This is a genomic window from Streptomyces sp. NPDC042364 (assembly GCF_056437585.1).
Genome location: NZ_JBWKAJ010000007.1, coordinates 243,417 through 265,512, shown reverse-complemented (window position 1 = coordinate 265,512; position 22,096 = coordinate 243,417). Strand labels below are relative to the sequence as shown.

The 22,096-nt window shown below is 70.8% G+C and carries 24 protein-coding genes; 15 read left to right on the top strand and 9 right to left on the bottom strand.

Annotated elements, in window-relative coordinates; genetic code table 11:
- Positions 1–28 precede the first annotated feature (28 nt).
- A complete protein-coding gene (locus tag AC067N_RS17220) occupies positions 29–805 on the top strand; it encodes a hypothetical protein (protein ID WP_478679712.1) in 777 nt (258 codons plus the stop codon).
- A gap of 78 nt (positions 806–883) precedes the next feature.
- Here the strand turns inward: AC067N_RS17220 and AC067N_RS17215 are convergent, their stop codons facing one another.
- Positions 884–1,087 (bottom strand): DUF397 domain-containing protein, encoded by a 204-nt coding sequence (locus tag AC067N_RS17215; protein ID WP_478679711.1) that lies wholly within the window; start codon positions 1,085–1,087, stop codon positions 884–886.
- Entirely contained in the window at positions 1,084–2,019 is a 936-nt protein-coding gene (locus tag AC067N_RS17210; protein WP_478679808.1) for a helix-turn-helix domain-containing protein, read from the bottom strand. Before AC067N_RS17210 ends, AC067N_RS17215 begins: the two co-directional genes overlap by 4 nt.
- On the opposite strand from AC067N_RS17210, the gene AC067N_RS17205 reads away from it, so the two are divergent.
- The 3 genes from AC067N_RS17205 (at position 2,018) to AC067N_RS17195 (ending at position 5,647) form a co-directional block, all read left to right on the top strand.
- The gene (locus tag AC067N_RS17205) at positions 2,018–2,704 is read left to right on the top strand and encodes an ATP-binding protein (RefSeq protein WP_478679710.1); all 687 of its coding nucleotides are present in this window, start codon (positions 2,018–2,020) and stop codon (positions 2,702–2,704) included. The two genes, AC067N_RS17210 and AC067N_RS17205, sit on opposite strands and share 2 nt — an antisense overlap.
- A 94-nt stretch (positions 2,705–2,798) precedes the next feature.
- Positions 2,799–5,246 (top strand): AAA family ATPase, encoded by a 2,448-nt coding sequence (locus tag AC067N_RS17200; RefSeq protein WP_478679709.1) that lies wholly within the window; start codon positions 2,799–2,801, stop codon positions 5,244–5,246.
- Positions 5,246–5,647 (top strand): hypothetical protein, encoded by a 402-nt coding sequence (locus AC067N_RS17195; protein ID WP_478679708.1) that lies wholly within the window; start codon positions 5,246–5,248, stop codon positions 5,645–5,647. The genes AC067N_RS17200 and AC067N_RS17195 overlap by 1 nt, the downstream gene beginning before the upstream one ends.
- A gap of 323 nt (positions 5,648–5,970) precedes the next feature.
- Here the strand turns inward: AC067N_RS17195 and AC067N_RS17190 are convergent, their stop codons facing one another.
- The gene (locus tag AC067N_RS17190; protein ID WP_478679707.1) at positions 5,971–6,771 is read right to left on the bottom strand and encodes a VOC family protein; all 801 of its coding nucleotides are present in this window, start codon (positions 6,769–6,771) and stop codon (positions 5,971–5,973) included.
- 327 nt (positions 6,772–7,098) lie between these two features.
- On the opposite strand from AC067N_RS17190, the gene AC067N_RS17185 reads away from it, so the two are divergent.
- Positions 7,099–7,926 (top strand): sulfurtransferase, encoded by an 828-nt coding sequence (locus AC067N_RS17185; protein WP_478679706.1) that lies wholly within the window; start codon positions 7,099–7,101, stop codon positions 7,924–7,926.
- A gap of 203 nt (positions 7,927–8,129) precedes the next feature.
- Here the strand turns inward: AC067N_RS17185 and sepH are convergent, their stop codons facing one another.
- The 3 genes from sepH to AC067N_RS17170 all read right to left on the bottom strand — a co-directional run bounded on the left by sepH (position 8,130) and on the right by AC067N_RS17170 (position 12,068).
- On the bottom strand, positions 8,130–9,149 hold the full coding sequence (gene sepH / locus AC067N_RS17180) for a septation protein SepH (RefSeq protein WP_478679705.1): 1,020 nt from the start codon (positions 9,147–9,149) through the stop codon (positions 8,130–8,132).
- 398 nt (positions 9,150–9,547) lie between these two features.
- The gene (locus tag AC067N_RS17175; protein WP_478679704.1) at positions 9,548–10,867 is read right to left on the bottom strand and encodes a D-arabinono-1,4-lactone oxidase; all 1,320 of its coding nucleotides are present in this window, start codon (positions 10,865–10,867) and stop codon (positions 9,548–9,550) included.
- On the bottom strand, positions 10,827–12,068 hold the full coding sequence (locus AC067N_RS17170; protein WP_478679703.1) for an MFS transporter: 1,242 nt from the start codon (positions 12,066–12,068) through the stop codon (positions 10,827–10,829). The genes AC067N_RS17175 and AC067N_RS17170 overlap by 41 nt, the downstream gene beginning before the upstream one ends.
- A 161-nt stretch (positions 12,069–12,229) precedes the next feature.
- On the opposite strand from AC067N_RS17170, the gene AC067N_RS17165 reads away from it, so the two are divergent.
- On the top strand, positions 12,230–13,357 hold the full coding sequence (locus tag AC067N_RS17165) for a ferrochelatase (RefSeq protein ID WP_478679702.1): 1,128 nt from the start codon (positions 12,230–12,232) through the stop codon (positions 13,355–13,357).
- A gap of 8 nt (positions 13,358–13,365) precedes the next feature.
- The gene (locus AC067N_RS17160; protein WP_478679701.1) at positions 13,366–14,184 is read left to right on the top strand and encodes an inositol monophosphatase family protein; all 819 of its coding nucleotides are present in this window, start codon (positions 13,366–13,368) and stop codon (positions 14,182–14,184) included.
- Between the two features lie 87 nt (positions 14,185–14,271).
- On the opposite strand, the gene AC067N_RS17155 is transcribed toward AC067N_RS17160, so the two are convergent.
- Both AC067N_RS17155 and AC067N_RS17150 read right to left on the bottom strand, forming a co-directional pair.
- Positions 14,272–14,445, bottom strand: a complete 174-nt coding sequence (locus tag AC067N_RS17155; RefSeq protein WP_478679700.1) for a hypothetical protein — start codon at positions 14,443–14,445, stop codon at positions 14,272–14,274.
- Positions 14,446–14,798: 353 nt separating this feature from the next.
- Positions 14,799–15,209: a hypothetical protein gene (locus tag AC067N_RS17150; protein WP_478679699.1), complete on the bottom strand. Its 411-nt coding sequence runs from the start codon at positions 15,207–15,209 to the stop codon at positions 14,799–14,801.
- Positions 15,210–15,386: 177 nt separating this feature from the next.
- Between AC067N_RS17150 and AC067N_RS17145 the strand changes: the two genes are divergently transcribed.
- The 4 genes from AC067N_RS17145 (at position 15,387) to AC067N_RS17130 (ending at position 18,962) form a co-directional block, all read left to right on the top strand.
- A complete protein-coding gene (locus AC067N_RS17145; protein WP_478679698.1) occupies positions 15,387–16,040 on the top strand; it encodes a response regulator transcription factor in 654 nt (217 codons plus the stop codon).
- 5 nt (positions 16,041–16,045) lie between these two features.
- A complete protein-coding gene (locus tag AC067N_RS17140) occupies positions 16,046–17,287 on the top strand; it encodes a sensor histidine kinase (RefSeq protein WP_478679697.1) in 1,242 nt (413 codons plus the stop codon).
- Positions 17,288–17,701: 414 nt separating this feature from the next.
- Positions 17,702–17,998: a DUF4193 domain-containing protein gene (locus tag AC067N_RS17135; protein WP_003997302.1), complete on the top strand. Its 297-nt coding sequence runs from the start codon at positions 17,702–17,704 to the stop codon at positions 17,996–17,998.
- A gap of 13 nt (positions 17,999–18,011) precedes the next feature.
- Positions 18,012–18,962, top strand: coding sequence for a hypothetical protein (locus tag AC067N_RS17130; protein WP_478679696.1), 951 nt, complete (start codon positions 18,012–18,014; stop codon positions 18,960–18,962).
- A 125-nt stretch (positions 18,963–19,087) separates the two neighbouring features.
- On the opposite strand, the gene AC067N_RS17125 is transcribed toward AC067N_RS17130, so the two are convergent.
- Positions 19,088–19,549 carry a DUF3093 domain-containing protein gene (locus AC067N_RS17125; RefSeq protein WP_478679695.1) on the bottom strand — a complete coding sequence of 154 codons (462 nt, stop codon included), beginning with the start codon at positions 19,547–19,549 and terminating at the stop codon, positions 19,088–19,090.
- Between the two features lie 113 nt (positions 19,550–19,662).
- Between AC067N_RS17125 and AC067N_RS17120 the strand changes: the two genes are divergently transcribed.
- The 4 genes from AC067N_RS17120 (at position 19,663) to AC067N_RS17105 (ending at position 22,095) form a co-directional block, all read left to right on the top strand.
- Entirely contained in the window at positions 19,663–20,247 is a 585-nt protein-coding gene (locus AC067N_RS17120; protein ID WP_478679694.1) for a PaaI family thioesterase, read from the top strand.
- Positions 20,244–20,765, top strand: coding sequence for a dUTP diphosphatase (gene dut / locus AC067N_RS17115; RefSeq protein ID WP_478679693.1), 522 nt, complete (start codon positions 20,244–20,246; stop codon positions 20,763–20,765). Before AC067N_RS17120 ends, dut begins: the two co-directional genes overlap by 4 nt.
- A 1-nt stretch (position 20,766) precedes the next feature.
- Positions 20,767–21,546 (top strand): DUF3710 domain-containing protein, encoded by a 780-nt coding sequence (locus AC067N_RS17110; RefSeq protein ID WP_478679692.1) that lies wholly within the window; start codon positions 20,767–20,769, stop codon positions 21,544–21,546.
- 150 nt (positions 21,547–21,696) lie between these two features.
- Entirely contained in the window at positions 21,697–22,095 is a 399-nt protein-coding gene (locus AC067N_RS17105) for an OB-fold nucleic acid binding domain-containing protein (RefSeq protein WP_468094136.1), read from the top strand.
- Position 22,096 lies beyond the last annotated feature (1 nt).

The following is a 22,096-nucleotide window of genomic DNA, read 5'->3' as shown; positions in this document are numbered from 1 at the left end:
ACGGGCCGCTTCAACCCAGGGGGTTACTGTGAGTGAGTTATCCGAGCTGGTCGCCAAGCTGGAGCGGCAGGTGCGTGAGGCGGAGGAGGCGCACCGCATCGCCAACGGCCTGTGGGACGCCTGCGAGGAGCAGTTCGACGAGATCCGGCACATCCCTTCCACCCTTTTCGAGCTCAGTTCGGACCTGGACGGGTACATCGCAGACTGCGACTACTTGGCTGTACAGCGCGCGGCGGACGAGATCCGCGGAGCCACCGACGCCGACCGGCTGCTGCCCGTACTTCGCCAGGCCCTCCTGCTCCGAGCGCTCCGGGACGGCGAAACGCTCCCAAATCCGGCAGCGATTGAGTCGTTGCCGGATTTGCCCGCCGAAGAGGCAGCGCACCCGACCCTCACTTGGGAGGAACTGCTGCGTGACTCTCAGAAGGAACTTGAGGAACGAGAGGCGTCAGCACGGCAGATCTGGTGCGACGAAGGTGACGAGGCCGACCTTGAGGATGCCCTTCACGAAGCGCGAACGGAGGCCATCCAAGACCGGGCGACCCGCGCGGGACGGCATCTCATGGAGCTGGGCGAGTACATCGCCGAGGAACTCTGTCCCGAGCTCGTGACCAGCACCGAGAACGGGAACATTCAGGAAGCGCTCAAGACGCTCGCGGCCATGGACGCTGCCGGCAAGGAGGCGGAACCGGCTTACAAGGTCTATGAAGTGGCGCTCTCGGAGCAGTACGAGAACAGCCCTTCCTCGCTGGGCGCCGTAGGTGAAGACCTCATGTTGTTCGAAAGCTGGCTCGGCACCCAGTAAGCCCCACTTGCGATCAGCGCAGCAGGTACAACGAGGGCCCTGCCGAACGAGATCCAGGTCGGCAGGGCCCTACGAGCGTCAGACACGCGGCTCCGACGAGGCCAGCCCGATGAACCCCGCCCACGCCTCACGCGAGACCGTGAGCATGGGACCGGCCTCAGCCTTCGAGTCCCGGACGTGCACACCTGCCGTAGCAGCCGCAACCTCTACACATTCGCCGCCCTCGGTTCCGCTGTAGCTGCTCTTGAACCAGGCGAGGCCGGAGGACTCAGCGTTGTTCATAGCGATCCCAGCAACCTTTCGATGAACTCCGTGGACTCTCGCGGACTGAGAGCCTGTGATCGGATAATCCCATAGAGTGCGGCCGCTACAACCCCTTGCTCCGGGTCGGTCTGCAGAGAGCCGATACCCCGTGCCTCGGCGTACACGAACTTCTTGCCGTCCTTGCGCGTGACGACGGTGAACGGCCCGTTCACGCCCGCGTTGTCCTCACGGTCGAGCGGCATGACCTGGATCTCGACGTTGCGCTTCTGGCCGATCAGCAAGAGGTGTTCCAACTGGCCGCGCTGCACCGCCTTACCTCCGTACGGACGCCGTAGGAGCGACTCGTCGAGTACGAAGCTCAGGAAGGGAGCGGGCCGACGATCGAAGATGTCCTGCCGTGCCAATCGTGCCGCCACGCGCTGCTCGATGGTCTCCTCGTCCAGAGGAGGGCGCCTCATGGCAAGCAGCGCCCTCATGTACTCCTCGGTCTGAAGTAAGCCGTTGAGCACAGGCATGCTGTACGAGACCAGCTCAACGGCCTCCTTCTCCAGCGCCGCCATCCCCTGAAAAAACCCCGGATACTGCGCCCTCTCCACCTGCTCCTTCCACAGGCACAGCAACCCGCCCGCCCCTAATACCTCGTCCGCCCGCTCGATCGTCCGGGGCGACGGAATCCTCCGCCCCTGCTCGAACGACGCGACCGTGGACGCCGAGTACCCGATCCGCCTCCCGAACTCCTCGCGCTCCAGCCCTTCCCGTACCCGCAGCGTCTTCATGGTCTGGCCGAACGCGACCACCACGCCGCGCCCACCCTCGTCCTCCGGCCGCCGCGCTGCCCCGTCGTCGTTGTCCCAGCCGTCCCCGAGACTCACGACCGCGCCCACGCCGTCGTGTTCACGCTCCCCGGGAACCGTCTCGACCCCCGCCACCGCGCCCTGGCGCTCCGCCATGTCCATCACCGCCTCCTTGCCGCAACGCCCCGCACGGGACGCCGTCACGGCGCGCAACGCGTACGCGCGCATACCCCTCACGTACAGCCGCTCCCTGTCGCTGCGTCACTACTGGTCACGCTACGCGACCGAGGGCACTGTCGTCGGCGTGACGACGAAACCCGCAAACCCCGCGAACCTCACCAGCACCACCCAACCCACCATCCAACCCACCACCCCCTACGCCCCCTTGAAGGCAGCCCGCACCTTCGAGATGCGCTTCACGTCCACGCCCCGCGGAGCCCGCCTCGCCCGCCGCCTCGCCGCTGTCCGTCTGGACGAGTGGGGGATCCTGTACGGCGCCGGCCCGCACGACGCGATCGTGCTGATCCTCGGGGAGCTCACCGCGAACGCCGTGCAGCACGGACACGTCCCCGGCCGGGACTTCCACCTCCGCCTCCACGCCGTGCCCGACGGCCGTACCGTTCGCGTCGAGGTCACCGACACCCGCGCAGAACGCCACCCCCGTCGCCCCGCCACCCCGGAGGGCGCCGCCGATGCGGAGGAGAGCGGGCGCGGGCTGCTCCTCGTGTCGCACCTCGCGACCCGCTGGGACTGGCACCCCCGCCCGGACGGCCCCGGCAAGACCGTATGGGCCGAGTACACGCACCCCGGTGACGCTTACCCGCTACTACAACTGCACTGATAACCAGGGTTATCGGGTTTCCGAAGCTCCAACATCCGGCCGCTTCACTACGGTTCCACCACATCGACACGGAATCCGCGGGAGGCAGCACCACATGGACGCAGCACACACGCACACGCCCACGCACCCCGACAGCGTCCTGCCGCTGCCCCAGCTCGTAGAGGCGCGGTTGGCCCAGGACCCGAAGCTCACCGACGGCGCGAAGAGCCGTATCCGTGAGGCACTCGGCGACTCCGAAGACGGCGCGGGGGAGTCCCACACCCTCGCCGGGCCCGTCTACCTGGGGAAGGTCACCGTCACCGGCTTCCGCGGCGTCGGTTCCCAGGCGCGGCTGAACCTGCGGCCGAAGCCCGGCGTCACCCTCGTCGTCGGACGCAACGGCTCCGGCAAGTCGAGCATCGCCGAGGCCATCGAGACCCTGTTCACCGGCACCAACGCCCATTGCGCCGAGCAGCGCCCGAACCGCACCGTCCGCTGGCGCAACCTGCACCGGGGCGAGCAGACCGCCGTCGAGGCCAAGCTGACCGTCGAGGGTGACCCGTCCCCGAGCACCCTCACCCGCACCTGGACCGGCGAGGCATTCACCGACTCCCAGGCCGTGCTGAGGCGGCCGGGCCACGGCACCGTTCCGCTGGAGCAGGTCGGTTGGGAGCAGGCGACGCGCGCCTACCGGCCGTTCCTGTCCTACGTCGACCTCGGCAACCTGATCAACGGCAAGCCGTGCGAGATGTACGACAACATCGCCGCGATCCTCGGACTCGACCACCTCAACGCCGCCGCGCGACGGCTGACGGCCGCGAAGAAGGAACTCGACGCCGTCGTGAACGCCGAGAAGGAGAAGAAGCCGCTTCTCCACGCGGCTCTGGAGGACGTCGGGCACGACGACCGGGCGCTCAAGGCCCTTGTGGCGATGGAGGGGACGGGTGGTGGTCCCGACTACGCCGTGCTCGACGCCCTGATCGCCGGTGTGCCCACGGCCGACGAGGGCCGACTGCGGGAGGCGCGGCTGGAGGCCGCCGCGGAGGGGCCCGACCTCGACCGGGTGGGCACGGCCGTCGACGCGCTGCGGCACGCCCTCGCCGACCTCGACGACCTGAAGGGGACCGTGGCCGCCGACGCCCACAGCAGGGCTCAGTTGCTCCAGGCGGCCCTGCGGCACAGCGACCGCCACGCCGACGACACGGCGTGCCCGGTGTGCGGCACGGAAGAGGTCCTTGGCCGGGAGTGGGCCTCGCGCGCCGAGGCGCAGATCGCCGCGCTCCTGGGCGAGGCCGACGCCGTACGCGAGGCCGAGGCCGGTCTGCGGACCGCGACGCGGACCCTGCACGACCTGATCCTCCCGCCGCGGGAGGTCCCGGCCGTGCTCGGCGAGCCGTGGCAGGTCTGGAGCGACTGCCGGCGGATCACCGACCCCACCGAACTCGCCGAGCGCGCGTTGCAGGCAGCGGTGACCCTGGCGGACGCGTGCGAGGTCGTGGCCCGGAAGGCGCGTGAGGAACTGGCGGCCATGGACGAACGGTGGCGCGCCGTAGTCGAGCTGCTGGCGGAGTGGACGACGCTCTCCCAGCAGGCCGTGGCCGTCACGCCGCACAGGACGGAGGTCAACGCTGCCCTCACCTGGATCAAGAAGCTGACGACCGAGATCCGCGATCTCCGCGTCGACGCCTTCGCCGAGCACACGCAGCGCATCTGGGAGAAGCTCCGCCGGCAGAGCAGCGTCGACCTGAAGAACGTCAAGATGCACGGCAGTGAGAAGGCGGCCGTCCGCAAGCTGATCATGGACGTCACCGTCGACGACACCGAGGCCCCGGCCCTGAGCGTCATGAGCCAGGGCGAACTGCACTCGCTCGCCCTCTCCCTGTTCCTGCCCCGGGCCGCCACCGCCGACAGCCCCTTCGGGTTCGTCGTCATCGACGACCCCGTGCAGTCCATGGACCCGGCGAAGGTCGACGGCCTCGCCCAGGTGCTCGACGAACTCGGCCGTGACCGGCAGGTCGTCGTCTTCACCCACGACACCCGGCTCCCGCACGCCTTCCGCAGCCAGGGTCTGCCCGTGACCGTGCTGAAGGTGGAGCGCGGTGAGAAGTCCAAGGTGAGCGTCACTTCCGAGACCGATCCGGTCAAGGAGGCCATCGACGACGCCATGGCCCTCGCCAAGACCGCCGACTGCCCCGACACGGCACTGCGCAACGTCCTGCCGTCCCTGTGCCGCGAGGCCCTCTCGATGGCGATCGTCGAGGCGGCCTGGCTCCGCCGGAGCCGCACCGGACAGCACGCCGACCGTCTGCAGGCCGCCATCGACCGGACCGACCGGCTCATCCCGCTCGCGTCCTTCGCCCTCTTCGACGACGGACTCGTTCACCCCGACGAGGAAGTCAAGAGCCGGTTGCGCGCTCTGTATGGGCCTGACAGCACGACCCTGATCCGTCAGTGTCAGCGGGGCGCCCACCCCGACGGGTTCCTCCCGTCCGACCCGGTCGCCTTCGTCAGGAAGGTCGAGGACCTCGCCCACCGCATCCGCAAGCAGGAGGGGAACGCCTGATGCCCGCCACCCCCGCGAGCGCCGGCACCGTCGCCGGACTCCTCACGACCGCCGACAGCCTCCTCACCGCAGGCCTGGGCGGCCCGCTGACCCCGGCCGGCCGGGCCCGCGGCGCGGCCTACGCCCTGCGAATCGCCCTGGAAGCAACCGTCGACGCGTTCCTCACCGCCAAGGAAGCCGGACTCCCCCAGGTCACCATGCGAGCGAAACTGCTCTGCCTGCGCCACTACGCCGGCCCCGACCTGGCCCTCCGCGTCAGCGCCGTGTGGAGCGGACTCAGCACGGGCTGCAAGTACCACCACGACGAGCTCGGACCGAGCCACGCCCAGGTACGCACCTGGCAGACGTCCGTCGAGACGCTCGTCGCCGAGCTCGCCCTGCCGGGGGACAGACGGACCTGACCTCCCCTCGGACGCCGACACCGCCCTGCCTGTGGACGGCGCGGTCACGGCTGACGATCGTCCCCATGACGGGGCGGAGAGCGTGTCCGACGAGACACCGGAAGCGGCGCCGGAGCCCGAGCGGGACTCGCAGGCCGAGATCGCAGCCCCGACCCGTCTGCTGGAGGAGGAACGGCGCAACGCCGATGTGGCTCGGGCCGAGCACGAGCGGGAGCGTCGGGCCGCCGCGGCCGCGCCGGCCGAGGCGGAAGCAGCGGCACGTTCCTCGCCCGCGAACGAATCGTCCGTGTCGTGGACGGCCTCTCCCCACGCCCGCCCCGTCCTCAGCGCTCCCCGCGCACCAGCGCGAAGACGGCGCCCTCCGGATCCGCCACCGTGGCCACGCGGCCCTGCGGGGTGTCGTGGGGCGCGGCGAGGACACGGCCGCCGAGGGTGAGGACCTGCCGGGCGGCCTCGTCGGTGTCGGTGGCCTCGAAATAGGTCAGCCAGTGCGGGCCGCGGTCACGGGGCAGGGCGGCACCGAGACCGTGGATGCCCGCGACGGGGCGGCCCCCGACGTGGAGGGTGACGTGGTCGGTGTCGGGGTCGGGGGACGCCACCGGTCTCTCCTCGTATCCGAAGGCCACCTCGTAGAACTTGGCGACGCTCTCGGTGTCGTAGGTGAGGAGCTCGTCCCAGGCGGGGGTGCCCGGCACCCCGGTGATGTCCCTGCCGAGATGCTCCGCCGCCTGCCAGATGCCGAAGACTGCACCCGTCGGGTCCGAGGCGATCGCGAGGCGGCCCGCCTGCCCGGCGTCCAGCGGCCCGACCCCGACGGTCCCGCCGCAGTGCCGTACGGTCGCCGCCGTCAGATCCACGTCGTCGGACGCGAAGTACGGCGTCCAGGCGATCGGAAGGTGCCGGTCCGGCGGCAGCTGCCCGATGCCCGCCACCTCGCGCCCGTCGAGCAGCGCCCGCACATACGGGCCGAGCTGCTGCGGACCCGGCTGGAACTCCCAGTCGAACAGCGATCCGTAGAACTCCTGGGTCGCGGCCATCCCGTGCACCATCAGGCTCACCCGGCAGGGCGTGCCCGGCGGGTACGCCCCACCGTTCGGTCCGGTCGACCCCCGTGCGTCGGTCATCGTCACTCTCTCCTCGGCCCCTCGCGGCCGCGTCCGTCCGCCCCTCCGTACACGTGTACCGCGTCCACCCGCGATCACGCCCCGTGCCGATGCTCGCACCACCCGTGGCGCCGCGCGCCCGCGCCGCACCGCCGCGCCCCGGCGCACGTACGTACGCGAAGGAGGCGCGGTCGACCACGGCACGTCGCTCTCCCCGTGGCCTGCCGTGGGGTGACCGCCGACTGTACGGCATGTGTCCGATCCCGTACGCCTGGTGATCGGAACCGTCCGGCGGGCAGAGTAGCCGGACCCGGGCGAGGCGGCCACCCCGTGCGCGAGGATGGGGCCATGAACGCCATCATCTCCGCATCCGACCTCGCCGAAGAGCTGGCCGGACCCCGCCCGCCGGTCCTGCTGGACGTGCGCTGGCAGTTGGGTGGCCCGAATCTGCGGCCCGAGTACGACAAGGCGCACATCCCGGGGGCGGTCTTCGTCGACCTGGACTCCGAACTGGCCGGCCCGGCGGGCGCCGCCGGCCGTCACCCGCTGCCGGACCCGGAGACCTTCGGTGCGGCGATGAGGGCGGCCGGGGTGTCCGCCGACCGCCCGGTCGTCGTCTACGACGGCGGTCTCAACTGGGCCGCCGCGCGCGCGTGGTGGCTGCTCCGCTGGTCGGGCCACCCCTCGGTACGCGTCCTCGACGGCGGTCTCGCGGCCTGGGACGGCCCTGTGACGGCCGAACTCCCCGAGCCGGAGCCGGGAACCTTCACCCCAGCCCCGGGCGCCCTCCCGCTGCTCGACGCGGACGGCGCCGCGGCGCTGGCCCACGGCGGTCTGCTCCTCGACGCACGGGCCGCCGAGCGATACCGCGGCGACGTGGAGCCCATCGACCCGGTCGGCGGCCACATCCCGGGCGCCGTGTCCGCGCCCACCACCGAGAACGTGACCGCATCCGGTCACTTCCGATCCGCCGCCGAACTCGCCGACCGCTTCAAGGCACTCGGCGCCACCGGGGACACGGAGGTCGGCGTGTACTGCGGTTCGGGCGTCTCGGGCGCCCACGAGGTGCTCGCCCTGGCCGTCGCGGGCATCCCCGCCGCCCTGTACGTCGGCTCCTGGTCGGAGTGGTCCCGGGACGGCAGCCGGCCGGTGGCCACCGGACCCGACCCCCGGTGACGCGTTCGCCCACGGCATGCCGCGGGGCCCGCGTCTGAACGACACGGGCCCCGCACACGTATGAAAGACCGACCCCCACCCACGGAAGAAGAACCCGGAAGCGGAAGAAGAACCCCGGAAGAACCAGGACGCAGAAACGGATCGGCGTGCACGACCGTTCCCGCTCGTTGCCGTCGACCCCGCCCCGACTCCCGCTGTACCCGCTACTCCTGTTTCTTGCGGCGCGTGCCGAACACGATCTCGTCCCAGCTGGGCACCGCCGCACGACGACCCGGCCGTACGCCGTCGGCCTCGGCCTGGCGGTCGGTGGAGCCGATGAGCCGGTCACGGTGGCCGTTGACCGACCGCGGCGGCATGAGGACGTCCGCGTAGGCGGAACCGGCCGAGGCCGCCGGAGCCGCGGACTCCTCGTCCACCTCCTCGACGGACTCGTCCTGCGGTTCGGCGGCGGGCAGTTCGGGAACCACCAGGTCGCCCCGGTAGCTCGGGACGGCCTCCAGGATGCTCGTGAGCGAGTCGCGCTCGCTCGCCGCCTCCTCGTCGGACTCGGGTGTCACGGGCGGCAGGACGGGACGTTCCGCCTGACGGTCTCGGGGCAGCCGCGCGATCCTCGGCACGAAGGGGAAGCTCGGTTCGGGCGCGCCCAGATCGTCGGACTCGCCGATCAGGGAGCGCGCCTCGTCGTCGACGGCCTGGACGAGCCGCCGGGGCGGGTCGTACGTCCAGCTCGCCGAGTGCGGTTCGCCCGCCACCCGGTACACCAGCAGGACTTCCCAGGTGCCGTCGTCACGGCGCCACGAGTCCCACTGGACGGTGTCCTTCTCGGCGCCGCGGATCAACAGGCGCTCCTGGACGGCCTCGCCGAGCTGCGGGCCCGCGGCGTTCTCGCCGGGACGGCGGACCGGGGTCTTGCGTGCCCGCTCGGCCATGAAGGCACGCTCGGCCAGCACGGGACCCTCGAACCGGCGCACCCGGTCGACGGGGATGCCGGCGAGCTGGGCGACCTCCTCGGCCGTGGCACCCGCGCGTATACGCGCCTGGATGTCACGGGGGCGGAGATGGCTCTCGACCTCGATCTCGATCTGACCGAGACGGGGACGGTCGCCGCGCACGGCGGCACGCAGGCGCTCGTCGATCGGAAGCGTGTACTCCGTGGAATCGGCAGCCTTCAGCACCAGCCGTGTGCCGTCATTGGAGACGGCCACGACACGCAGTTCGGGCATGGGGACCTCCCGGGTGGTGCCTGCCGACGTCACGTGCGTCGCTGCTTCCGCTAGTCGAGTGTGGCCTGCCCGGGTGCAGCCTGCCACAACCTTGCCGAGTTGCCCGGCGTGTCGGGCGTGAGCCCGAGGCCGCCGTTCACGGTTACCTTTCGCAACGCTAAGTGACGAACCTCATCACCCTGTGCAACGATCCCCCTCCCGGCGGTCCTCGCAGGCTCCGGACACCCTGGCGGGAGTCCGGACCCAGGGCTCGCAACAGTACTCCATTCGGGCCACTTGCGTGGATCGGCACGCCGCTCGACTTCTGGTGAGAGACGGCAATCGGCCGCAGGAGAGGGCCCTTTCGTCACGCCGGGTAAGGGGATGCCTGCACGCGATCACCGGCATGGCCGGTCCGGCTACGCCCCCAGTACGCGGCGCAAGTAGTCGTTCTGGAAACGCCGTTCGGGGTCGAGCCGGTCGCGCAGCGCGGTGAACTCGCCGAAGCGGGGGTAGACCTTCGCGAAGTAGTCCGTGTCCCGGGTGTGCACCTTGCCCCAGTGCGGACGCCCCTCGTGCGCCGTGAAGATCCGCTCGGCGGCCGTGAAGTACGCCTGATAGGGCGTCCCCCTGAACATGTGGACGGCGATGTAGGCGCTGTCCCGGCCGGAGGCGGTGGAGAGCGTGATGTCGTCGGCCGGGGCGGTGCGGACCTCCACCGGGAAGCTGACGCGGAGGTGGGACCGGTCGACCATCGCCCTGAGTTCACGCAGCGTGTCCACCACGGCCTCGCGCGGAACGGCGTATTCCATCTCCACGAAACGCACCCGCCGCGGCGAGGTGAAGACCCTGTAGGGGATGTCGGTGTAGGTGCGTGCGGACAGGGCGCGGCTGGAGATCTGGGCGATCGTGGGGATGGTGGCGGGTACGGCCTGGCCGACCCAGTTGGCCACCTGGAAGACGCCGTTGGAGAGGAACTCGTCCTCGAACCAGCTGTTCAGCTGCGGGACGGGGTTCTCCGGGCCGGCGCTGCGGTTGTTGCGCTTGGTGTTGGTGTTGCCGGTGTGCGGGAACCAGTAGAACTCGAAGTGCTCGTTCTCGGCGTGCAGTTCCTCGAACTCGGCCAGCACCCGCTCGAACGGCATCGGTTCCTCGCGGGCCGTGAGCAGGAAGATCGGCTCCACTGCGAAGGTGATCGCGGTGACGATGCCGAGCGCGCCGATGCCGACGCGGGCGGCCGCGAAGACGTCCGCGTTCTCGGTGGCGGAACAGGTGAGGATCGAGCCGTCCGCGGTGACGAGCTCGAGTCCCTTGATCTGGGCGGCGATCGAGGCCGACTCGCGGCCGGTGCCGTGAGTGCCGGTGCTGGTGGCGCCCGAGACCGTCTGGTCCATGATGTCGCCCATGTTCGTGAGCGACAGCCCCTCGCGCGCGAGCGCCATGTTGAGTCTCTTGAGCGGGGTCCCGGCGCCCACCGTGACGGTCATGGCGTCGCGGTCTATCTTGCGTATGCCCGTCAACAGTTGAGGGCGGATCATGACGCCGTCGGTCGCGGCGGCGGCCGTGAAGGAGTGTCCCGTGCCGACGGCCTTCACCCTGAGGTCGTCCTCGGCGGCCTTCCGTACCGCCGCGGCGAGTTCCTCGACGGTGGCAGGGGTGACCTCCCGTACGGGCCGGGCGGTCACGTTCCCCGCCCAGTTACGCCACGTGCCGCTCTTCCCGATCACTGTGGTGCTCAAGGGGCCCTCCCCGTTCCGGTGCCGGCCTGCGCAGCCGGCGGTACCCGAGGAAACCGACCGCGACCGCGACGGCACCGGACACCGCCGGAACCCCGTACCCGGCGTCGGCCCCGGCGGCGTCGATCACCCAGCCGGACACGGAGGAGCCGAGCGCGACGCCGACCGCGAGTCCGGTGCTCACCCAGGTCATGCCCTCGGTCAGTTGCGCGCGTGGTACGTGCTCTTCGATCAGGGACATGGTCGTGATCATCGTGGGTGCGATGGACAGGCCCGCCACGAAGAGCGCCACGGCCAGAAACGGCAAGTTTCCGACCAGTAGGAGGGGGATCATACTCACGGCCATGCCGCAGACGCCCAGCAGCCAGCGAAGCTCGGCCGCCCCGGAGAACCGCATCAGTCCGAACACGACGCCGGCGAGGCAGGACCCGGCCGCGTAGAGGGCCAGGACGACGCTCGCGGCGGCCTTGTGGCCCTGCTCGTCGGCGAAGGCCACGGTGACCACGTCGACCGCCCCGAAGATCGCTCCGGTCGCCACGAACGTGGCCACCAGGACCTGCAGTCCGGGCGAGCGCAGCGCGGAGCGGCCGCGCCCGTGCTGCCCGCGCGGATGCGGGGCGGGCTCGGTGGCCCGCTGGGCGGTCAGCCAGAACACGCCGACGGCGAGGAAGCAGGCGGCGAGCAGCGGCCCCGCCTCCGGGAACCATGCCGTCGACAGACCGATGGAGATGATCGGCCCGAAGATGAAGCAGACCTCGTCCACCACGGACTCGAACGAGTAGGCGGTGTGCAGCTGCGGGGTGCCCCGGTAGAGGGCCGCCCAGCGCGCCCGGGTCATCGCGCCGAGGCTCGGCACACAGCCGATGCCGGCCGAGCACGCGTACAGCACCCAGTCCGGCCATCCGTAGTGCGCGGCGAACAGCAGCCCCGCGGCGGCGGTCAGCGCGACGAGTGTCGCCGGGCGCAGCACCCGCCGCTGCCCGTACTGGTCCACCAGGCGGGATATCTGCGGACCGAGCACGGCGGCGGACAGCGCGATGGTCGCCGACAGGGCGCCGGCGAGGCCGTACCGCCCCGTGAGCTGCGAGATCATCGTGACCACGCCGATGCCCATCATCGACAGCGGCATCCGGCCCATCAGGCCCGCGGCGGTGAAGCCCTTGGTGCCGGGCGCGGCGAAGAGGGCGGTGTAGGGGCTGGGCACGGCGGGTCTCCGAGGGGTACGGGAAGCGGAGGGAACCGTTCCCTGGCCGGCGCTGTAAGGCGTGAAGTCAGTCGATACAGCTTACGGGTCAGGCAACCCTAAGTCATCCCCGAACGTGGGCCGGGATCCCGGTCGTCGGTGCCGGGTGGCAGGATCGAGTCATGCCACACGCGCACGACGCCACCCCCTACGACGCCCTGCTCCTGCTCTCGTTCGGCGGCCCGGAGGGCCCGGACGACGTGATCCCGTTCCTGGAGAACGTGACGCGGGGGCGCGGCATCCCCAAGGAACGTCTCAAGGAAGTCGGCGAGCACTACTTCCTGTTCGGCGGGGTCAGCCCCATCAACGACCAGAACCGCGCCCTCCTGGACGCCCTGCGCAAGGACTTCGCCGAGCACGGCCTGGACCTGCCGGTCTACTGGGGCAACCGCAACTGGGCGCCCTACCTCACCGACACCCTGCGCGAGATGGTCGCCGACGGCCGCCGCCGCATCCTGGTCCTCGCCACCAGCGCGTACGCCTCGTACTCGGGCTGCCGCCAGTACCGCGAGAACCTCGCCGACTCGCTCGCTGCCCTGGAGGCCGAGGGCCTGGAGCTGCCGAAGGTCGACAAGATCCGGCACTACTTCAACCACCCGGGCTTCCTGGAGCCCATGATCGACGGTGTGATCGAGTCCCTCGCCGACCTCCCCGGGGACGTCCGGGGCGGCGCGCACATCGCCTTCTGCACACACTCCATCCCGAACGTGTCGGCGGACACCTCCGGCCCGGTCGAGGGGCACGGCGAGGGCGGCGCCTACGTGGCGGAGCACCTGGACGTCGCCCGGCTCATCGTGGAGGCCGTGCGCGAGCGGACCGGGGTGGAGCACCCCTGGCAGCTCGTCTACCAGTCCCGTTCCGGTGCCCCCCACATCCCGTGGCTGGAGCCCGACATCTGCGACCATCTGGAGCAGCTGAGCGGGTCCGGCGTCCCGGCCGTCGTGATGGCGCCGATCGGCTTCGTCTCGGACCACATGGAGGTCCTGTACGACCTCGACACCGAGGCCATGGCCAAGGGCGAGGAACTGGGCCTGCCGGTGCGCCGCTCGGCCACCGTGGGCGCCGACCCGCGCTTCGCCGCCGCGGTCCGCGACCTGGTCCTGGAGCGGGCCGCCGTCGAGCGGGGCGGGGACGTGACGCCCTGCGCCCTCGGCGCCCTCGGTGCGAGCCACAACCTGTGCCCGGTCGGCTGCTGCCCGGCCCGTGCCTCGAAGCCCGCCGCCGCGGGCGCCGACAGCCCGTACGCGTGAGGAGCGCCGTGACCGACCAGCCGAACAACCCGGACGGGCTGAAGGCCGAACTGCTGGAGATCGCCCTGGAGGCGGCCCACCGCGCGGGCGCCTTCCTGCGCGACGGCCGGCCGGAGGACCTCGGGGTGGCCGCCACCAAGTCCAGCGCGGTCGACGTCGTCACCGAGATGGACATCGCCTCGGAGAAGCTGATCACCGGCCTGCTGGCCGAGCGCAGGCCGCACGACGGCGTGCTCGGCGAGGAGGGCGCCAGCGTCGAGGGCACCAGCGGCGTCCAGTGGGTGATCGACCCGATCGACGGCACCGTCAACTACCTGTACGGCCTGCCGAGCTGGGCCGTGTCCATAGCGGCCCGCCTGGACGGCGAGACGGTCGTCGGCGTGGTCCACGCCCCCGTGCGGGGCGAGACCTACCGTGCGGTACTCGGGGAGGGCGCGTACGTGAACGACCGCCCCGCCCGCGTGCGGCCCGCTCCCGACCTGGAGCTGGCCCTGGTCGGCACCGGCTTCGGCTACCGCGCCGAGCGCCGGGCCAGGCAGGCCGACGTGCTGCGCGAGCTGATCCCCCACGTACGCGACATCCGTCGCGGCGGCTCGGCCGCGATCGACCTGTGCGACGTGGCCGTGGGCCGCCTGGACGCCTACTACGAGCGGGGCCTGAACGCCTGGGACTACGCGGCGGGCGACCTCGTCGCCCGGGAGGCGGGCGCCCTGACCGGTGGGCGCCCCGCACAGCCCCTCTCACCCGACCTGACCATCGCCGCCCCACCCGGCCTCTTCCAGGCCCTCCAGGCCCGCCTGGAGGAGCTCGGCGCCTGGCACGACTGAGCGGACCGTCAGCGGCACGCGCGCAAGAGAGCGGGACCCCAGGCTGGATGCCTGGGGTCCCGCTCTCTTGCGCGCGTGGGTACCGGATCAGACGCTGAGCGCGCCGACCTCCACACCGTGGTCGGCGGCGAGGCGGTGCAGGTCGTCGAGTTCGGCCTGCTCCACGTCGACGAGGAATTCGTCGCCCTCGTCGCGAGCCCGGGTCAGGTCGGACTCGGTCGCCCTTATGCGCTGCAGAAGTCCTGCGGTGAAAGCGTCCATGCTGCGCCCCCTCGTCCTGGTCGTGGGTCGATGGCACGGGGGTGTGCCGGTTCGGAAGGGACGATCACGCTTGTTGTGGATGCCCAGCGCCACCCGTGCCGGGCGGCGTCGGTGCCGGACACCCACGCCCGCTCTGCGGAAAGCGGATGTTCGCGTACCGCATGGTGGTGCGGCACAAGCAGAGCGTGATCGCGGGGTGTAAAGCCTGTCCTCCCCCCGCCTTCTTCCGCGGAAACCTCAAGCGCCAAGGAATCTTCCTCAGACCCGGTGCCGGACGGGAAACAGCCGGGCGCATGACCAAGGGGCCGACGGCTGTCGGCCCCTTGGTCATTCCCCAGGATCAGCAAGGGGCGCTAGTCACTGCAGACATGGCCGGAGGGGCAGCTACCCTTGATGGCGTAGGTCTTCCACTCCGACTTGCGGACGAGTTTGTTGCCTTCGCGGACCTCGGCTCGGACAGTGATGTAACCCCCCTCGCGCAGGTCGTAGTTGCACGATTCCCATTTGCCCTTGCCCTTGGTGTTCACGCATTCGTCGGACCGGCCGTAGTCCGTGTACCAGACAGCGACGGCGCGGTGGCCGTCTTTCGAGGTGTCGAGGATCTCGACGTAGTCGCCGTCCGACTTGAAACAGGCCGCCGCGCCAGTGGTCTCCGGTCCTACACAGATGGTCCCCGCGGCGCTCGCGACGGGTGCCCCGGCGGTTCCCAGCCCCGCGACGGCCACGGCCGCGGCGAACATGGCCCTGAGTGCGTGCTTGCGCACGTTTCCTCCCCGATGATCATTTCTGTGGCCGGCTCGGAAGCCACCACCCTTTGATCATGGGCATCTCGCCTTACAACCGGTTTACGGGCGATAGCGGCAGGATGGGGACCACAGGATTGAGAACAAGTCGGCGGGTGCTTTCCCGTTCGCCGGCGAACCCGAGGAAGGACGATCGACGTGCGCGTACTCGTCGTCGAGGACGAGCAGCTGCTCGCGGACGCTGTGGCCACGGGACTCCGCCGGGAGGCCATGGCCGTCGACGTCGTGTACGACGGCGCGGCCGCCCTGGAGCGCATCGGTGTCAACGACTACGACGTGGTCGTCCTCGACCGAGACCTCCCGCTCGTGCACGGCGACGACGTCTGCCGCAAGGTCGTCGAGTTGGGCATGGCCACACGCGTGCTCATGCTCACCGCGTCCGGCGACGTCAGCGACCGCGTCGAGGGTCTGGAGATCGGCGCCGACGACTATCTGCCGAAGCCCTTCGCGTTCAGCGAGCTGATCGCGCGTGTGCGAGCGCTCGGACGGCGTACGAGTGTGCCGTTGCCGCCGGTCCTGGAGCGCGCCGGCATCAAGCTCGACCCCAACCGCCGCGAGGTGTTCCGCGACGGCAAGGAGGTCCAGCTCGCGCCCAAGGAGTTCGCCGTCCTGGAGGTGCTCATGCGTAGCGAGGGAGCGGTGGTCTCGGCCGAGCAGCTGCTCGAGAAGGCCTGGGACGAGAACACCGACCCGTTCACCAACGTCGTGCGCGTGACGGTCATGACGCTGCGCCGCAAGCTCGGCGAGCCCCCGGTCATCGTCACCGTGCCCGGCTCCGGCTACCGGATCTGATCCCCGTGGCGACGACACCCGCGCCGCCCCTGGCGCCCCCGAAACCCACCTGGGACCCCCGGAGGCCGCAGAGCTCGTTGCCGTGGCTGCGCCCGACCATCCGGATACGGCTCACGCTGCTCTACGGCGGGATGTTCCTGATCGCCGGGATCCTGCTGCTGTCGATCATCTACCTGCTGGCGGCGCAGGCGCTCCACGAAGGCGGCGGCCCGTCGTTCGAAGTGACCGGGGCCAATCTCGACATCACCAGTTCGACCTGTCCCGCTGTGAACACGGTGCCGGACAGCGAGATCAACTCCGTGCTCAAGCAGTGTGACGCCGTTGAGCGCCAGCAGGCCCTGGACACGCTGCTCAGCCGCTCCCTGCTCGCCCTGCTCGGGCTGGCGGTGATCGCGTTCGCCTTCGGCTACGCGATGGCGGGCCGGGTGCTCGCGCCGCTCGGCCGCATCACGCGCACGGCGCGCGCGGTGGCCGGGTCGGACCTCTCCCGCCGTATCGAGCTGGACGGCCCCGACGACGAGCTGAAGGAGCTGGCGGACACCTTCGACGACATGCTGGAGCGGCTCCAGCGGGCCTTCACGGCCCAGCAGCGCTTCGTCGGCAACGCCTCGCACGAGCTGAGAACGCCCCTGGCGATCAACCGCACGCTGCTGGAGGTGCATCTGTCCGATCCGAACGCGCCCGCCGAACTGCAACAGCTGGGCAAGACGCTGCTGGCCACCAACGAGCGCAGCGAGCAGCTCGTCGAGGGACTGCTGCTGCTCGCCCGCAGCGACAACCAGATCGTCGAGCGCAAGCCCGTGGACCTGGCCGAGGTGGCCTCCCAGGCCATCGACCAGGTGCACGCCGAGGCGGACGCCAAGAAGGTCGAGATCCGCGGCGAGCGGGCGCCCGCGGTCGTCCAGGGCAACGGCGTGCTGCTGGAGCGGATCGCGCTGAACCTCGTCCAGAACGCCGTCCGGTACAACGTCCAGGGGCCGGGCGGCTGGGTCGAGGTGACGACGGAACTCCAGCAGGGCCAGGCGGTGCTCGTGGTCACGAACACCGGCCCGGTGGTGCCGGCGTACGAGATCGACAACCTCTTCGAGCCGTTCCGGCGGCTGCGTACGGAGCGCACCGGAAGCGACAAGGGCGTGGGCCTCGGCCTGTCGATCGTCCGGTCCGTGGCCCGCGCGCACGGCGGCCATATCGCCGCCCGGCCACGAGAAGGAGGCGGGCTGGTGATGCGTGTGACACTGCCCGTCTGAGAAAATGTGCCGGCTTCCCGGGACATGTTCGCTTCACGCGGAATTTCCCGGGGTGCCCATGGGTTCTGATCAGAACGGTCGCGCACGACCCATGTGTGATCGATCACATGGGCGATTTTCCAGCCATCTACTGAGCGTGATCATGTGACCGCCGGAACGCCGGGAAAATCCGGGTTTTCGGGGGTTGAGATCACGGGAAGTACATGCTGGGGCGCCTTTGAAATGCAGCCTGAGGACCGTGTACGGTCCCGTTCGCCATCCAAGCCGATCACTCTTGAGGGGTCCGGTTGGGTGTCGATTGAGTAACAGACCTTGATGTGAGGCAAAATCTCCGCCTCAGGTCGGGCACAAGTCCGGCCTCTCACGCGTTACGTGCGCTGGAGACACCACAGACACCCAGAGGGGGAGAGCGACATGGCAACGGATTACGACACCCCACGCAAGACCGACGACGACGTCGACTCGGACAGCCTGGAAGAACTCAAGGCGCGCCGGAACGACAAGTCGACCTCCTCGGTGGACGTCGACGAGTTCGAGGCCGCCGAGGGCCTGGAACTGCCGGGCGCAGACCTCTCGAACGAGGAGCTGGCCGTCCGGGTCCTGCCCAAGCAGCAGGACGAGTTCACCTGCATGAGCTGCTTCCTGGTGCACCACCGCAGCCAGCTGGCCCGCGAGAAGAACGGTCAGCCGATCTGCCGCGACTGCGACTGAGGCAGGGTCGGCCGTGACTGGCTCGACCCCTCCTTGGAAGCGCCGCTTCCGCAAGGGGGCGGACCACGGGCCGCACAGCGGCTCTGACGGCGTGCGTGACGACGAGCGGGGCCCCTCCGATCCCGGAGCGGCCTCGCTCGAACGTACGTTGGACACGGCGTCGGGGGGCGCCTCGGATGAGCAGGGGCGCCTGCCCGTACCGGTGGACACTCCGGCGCCGGCCGCCAGAAGGCGCACGGAGGCCATCCGAACCGGAATCAGCCAGGGCCTGAGGGCCGGGGCCCGCATGAGCGGCGACCGCGCGCGTGCCGGACTCGCGTACCTCACCGACCGGATCATCGAGATGGCCCCGAGGATCCCCGTACGGGACCTCGCCACCCTTCGCGCCCAGTTCCCGGGTCTCGGACCGGAACAGCTCGCGGACAAACTCGTGGCGGGCGCCGCGAACGCGTCCTCGACCGTGGGCGCCGGAGTCGGGGCCGCCGCCATGCTGCCCACTCCGCCGGCGATGCCCGCGGAGCTGGCCGCCGAGATCACCGGCGTCGCCGCGGTCGAGTTGAAACTCATCGCCGAACTGCACGAGGTGTACGGGGCGCGACCGCCCGGGAACCTCCGGCAGCGCAGCACCGCCTACCTCGACTCCTGGTCCGGTGAGCGCGGGATCGACGTGACCCGGCCCGCGACGATCGACGCGGCGCTCGGCGGACAGCTGAAGCGGCAGCTGCGCCAGCAGATCATGAAGCGCATGGTGCGGAACCTCCCGAACCTGATGCCGTTCCTGGTCGGGGCCGCCGTCGGCGCGGTCATGAACCGCCGGGACACCAAGCATCTCGCCGAACGCGTCCGCAAGGACCTGCGGCGGACCCAGGTGCCCTGGGAGGAGCTGCCGGATCTCCCCGCGCTCGAGAAGCCCACGAACCCCGTGGCGGTGGGGGAGCTGCCGAGGGAACTCGGCGAGGACTGACCACGGTGAGACGGTACGGCCGCGCCCGTGGACGACCGACCGCCCCGGCCGCGCCCGTCGCCCCCGGCAACCGGTCAACCGCGGGAACGCCCGCCGACCGTGAGAATCCGGCGAGAAAACGACGCCTACGCCACGGCCCTGGCCGCCTCCAGGGCGGCCGCCAGGCGCTGCGGCTGCCGGGTCGACAGATACAGGTACGGCGTGGGGTCGGCCGGGTCCGTGACCGGGATGCGCAGGGCGCCCGGGATGTAGGCACGCAGCAGCATGAACGCCCGGGTGTCGGCCTTGTGCGTGCGCCAGGCCCGCGCCTCCTCGGCGTCGAGGACCTCCGGCTCACCGAGGGCGCTCACCGGGATCTTCGCCTCGCCCGCGATCAGGGCGTCACCGACCACACGGATGCGGACGGAGCCGTACGAGCTGGCCACGACCGCCGCCGCGGCGGTGCCGCCCGCCAGGCCGCCGAGGAGCGGCAGGGTGCCGAAGGGAAGCAGGATCAGAGCCATGGAGACGCCGACCAGGAAGCAGACCAGCCACCACGAACGGGGCGCGGTGAGGCGTTCTTCGTACGGCGAGGCGGAGAGCTGCATGGCGTCAAGCTTGGCATGCGGGGGGCCTGCCCCGGGAAATGGGGGCACCCGAGGGGAAACCCTGCCCTCCGGGACGATGGCCGGAGGCTGACGGACGGGTAAGGTCTGCGGCTGTGAGAGGTACTTCCGCGGCCCTGCAGCCCCCGGCGGACGCCACGGCGCCCGTCCGGCATCCCGAGGCACCCGCCCCCGGCGAGCTGCTGGGCGCGCACTACGGGCAGTGTTTCGGCTGCGGCGACGAGCAGCCCCACGGGCTGCATCTGCAGGCCCGGGCCGGCGAGGGGGTCTCCCTCACGGCCGAGTTCACGGTCAGGGCCGCACACCAGGGCGCGCCCGGCCTGGCCCACGGCGGGGTCCTGGCCACCGCCCTCGACGAGACGCTCGGCTCGCTCACCTGGCTGCTGCGCACCATCGCGGTGACCGGGCGGCTGGAGACCGACTTCGTACGGCCCGTGCCGGTCGGTGCCGTGCTGCACCTCCAGGCGGAGGTGACGGCGGTCGCCGGGCGGAAGATCTACGCGACCGCCACCGGACGCGTGGGCGGCCCCGACGGCCCGCCGGCCGTCCGCGCCGACGCGCTCTTCATCGAGGTGAAGGTCGACCACTTCATCGAAAACGGCCGGCAGGAGGAGATCCAGGCGGCCATGAACGACCCGGACCAGGTCCGTCGGGCCCGTGCCTTCGAGGTGAACCCATGAGTGGCGGCCGTGCTCCCGTCGACGTCCTGATCCGGCGCGTCGACCCGGACGTTCCGCTGCCGGAGTACGCGCACCCCGGTGACGCGGGCGCCGATCTGCGCACCACGGAGAGCTGTGAACTGAAGCCGGGCGAACGGGCCGTCCTGTCCACCGGGGTGTCCATCGCGCTCCCGGAGGGGTACGCGGCCTTCGTGCACCCTCGATCCGGCCTCGCCGCCCGCTGCGGTGTCGCCCTGGTGAATGCCCCGGGGACGGTTGATGCCGGGTACCGTGGTGAGATCAAGGTCATTGTGGTGAACCTCGACCCGCGGGAAGCCGTGGTGTTCGAGCGCTTCGACCGGATTGCCCAACTGGTCGTCCAGCAGGTCGAGAAGGTGCGCTTCCAGGAGGTGGCGGAGCTTCCCGACTCGGCGCGGGCCGAGGGGGGCTTCGGGTCCACCGGCGGTCATGCCGCCGTGGGCGGCACAACGGGTGGGAATCGATACGCTTCGGTCGTATCCGACCGGGAAGGACAGTGACGTGTTCGGACGTCGCAAGAAGAAGGGTTCCGCCGAGGACGCGGCGGACGCGGCGAGCGAGGCCGAGCAGGTCGACGGCGTAGCCGGGGAAGTCGACGCTGAGGCGGGCGAGGTCGAGCGGGAGCGGGTGCGGCTGGAGCCGGAGCCGCGGCCCGACGGACCCTGGGACAGCTCCGAGGTCTCCAACCCCGGCGAGGGCCGGGTCGACCTCGGAGGCCTCTTCGTGCCCGGGGTCGAGGGCATGGAGCTGCGGGTCGAGGTCGCGGGTGACGCGATCGTCGCGGCGACCGTCGTCCTGCGCGACAGCGCGGTCCAGCTGCAGGCATTCGCCGCGCCCAAGCGCGAGGGCATCTGGGGCGAGGTCCGCGAGGAGATCGCCAGCGGCATCACCCAGCAGGGCGGTGTCATCGACGAGGTCGAGGGCCCGCTGGGCTGGGAGCTGCGGGCTCAGGTGCCCGTGCAGCTGCCCGACGGCACGGGCGGCTTCCAGGTCGTCCGCTTCGTGGGTGTGGACGGGCCGCGCTGGTTCCTGCGCGGTGTGATCTCCGGCCGGGGCGCGGTCGAGCCGCAGACCGCCGGGCTGCTGGAGCAGATCTTCCGTGACACGGTCGTCGTCCGCGGTGAGGGCCCCATGGCCCCGCGGGACCCGATCGTCCTGAAGCTCCCGAACGACGCGCAGATGGTGCCGGAAGGCGTTCAGCAGGAGGAGCAGAGCGGCTCCCGCTTCTCCGGCGGGATGGGTCAGTTGCAGCGGGGCCCGGAGATCACCGAGGTCCGCTGATCGTTCCGCACAGGCGCACGGGCCGTACCCCGCCGGGGGTGCGGCCCTTCGCCGTGCCGGGAGCCGCGAAGGGCTGCGCGGGCCCCCGGTGGACAGCTGCGGCTCCTACGGGGTGCGGGTCTGTCGGCTCGCCCCGGTAGGCTTTTTGCCATGAGTGCTGTTCCTCGTTCAGAGAAGCCGGCGGGCCGGTTCCGGCGGATGCTCGACCGGCTGTCCTCGTCCCAGGAGGACCTGGAGAGCGAGGAACTGCGGGAGGACGCGGACACCGCGGGCTGTACGCGGATCTGTGACTGTCACGACCGACAGATAGTGACCGTTACTGGTACCTTGCGCACGGTCACGCTGCGCCCGCGGGCCGGTGTGCCGGCCCTGGAGGCCGAGCTGTTCGACGGTTCGGCCGCCCTGGACGTGGTGTGGCTCGGCAGGCGCTCCATCGTCGGGATAGAGCCGGGGCGCAAGCTGATCGCATCCGGTCGGATCTCGATGAGCCGGGGCCGTAGGGTGCTCTTCAACCCGAAGTACGAACTCAGACCGCTCGGACGGGAGTAGC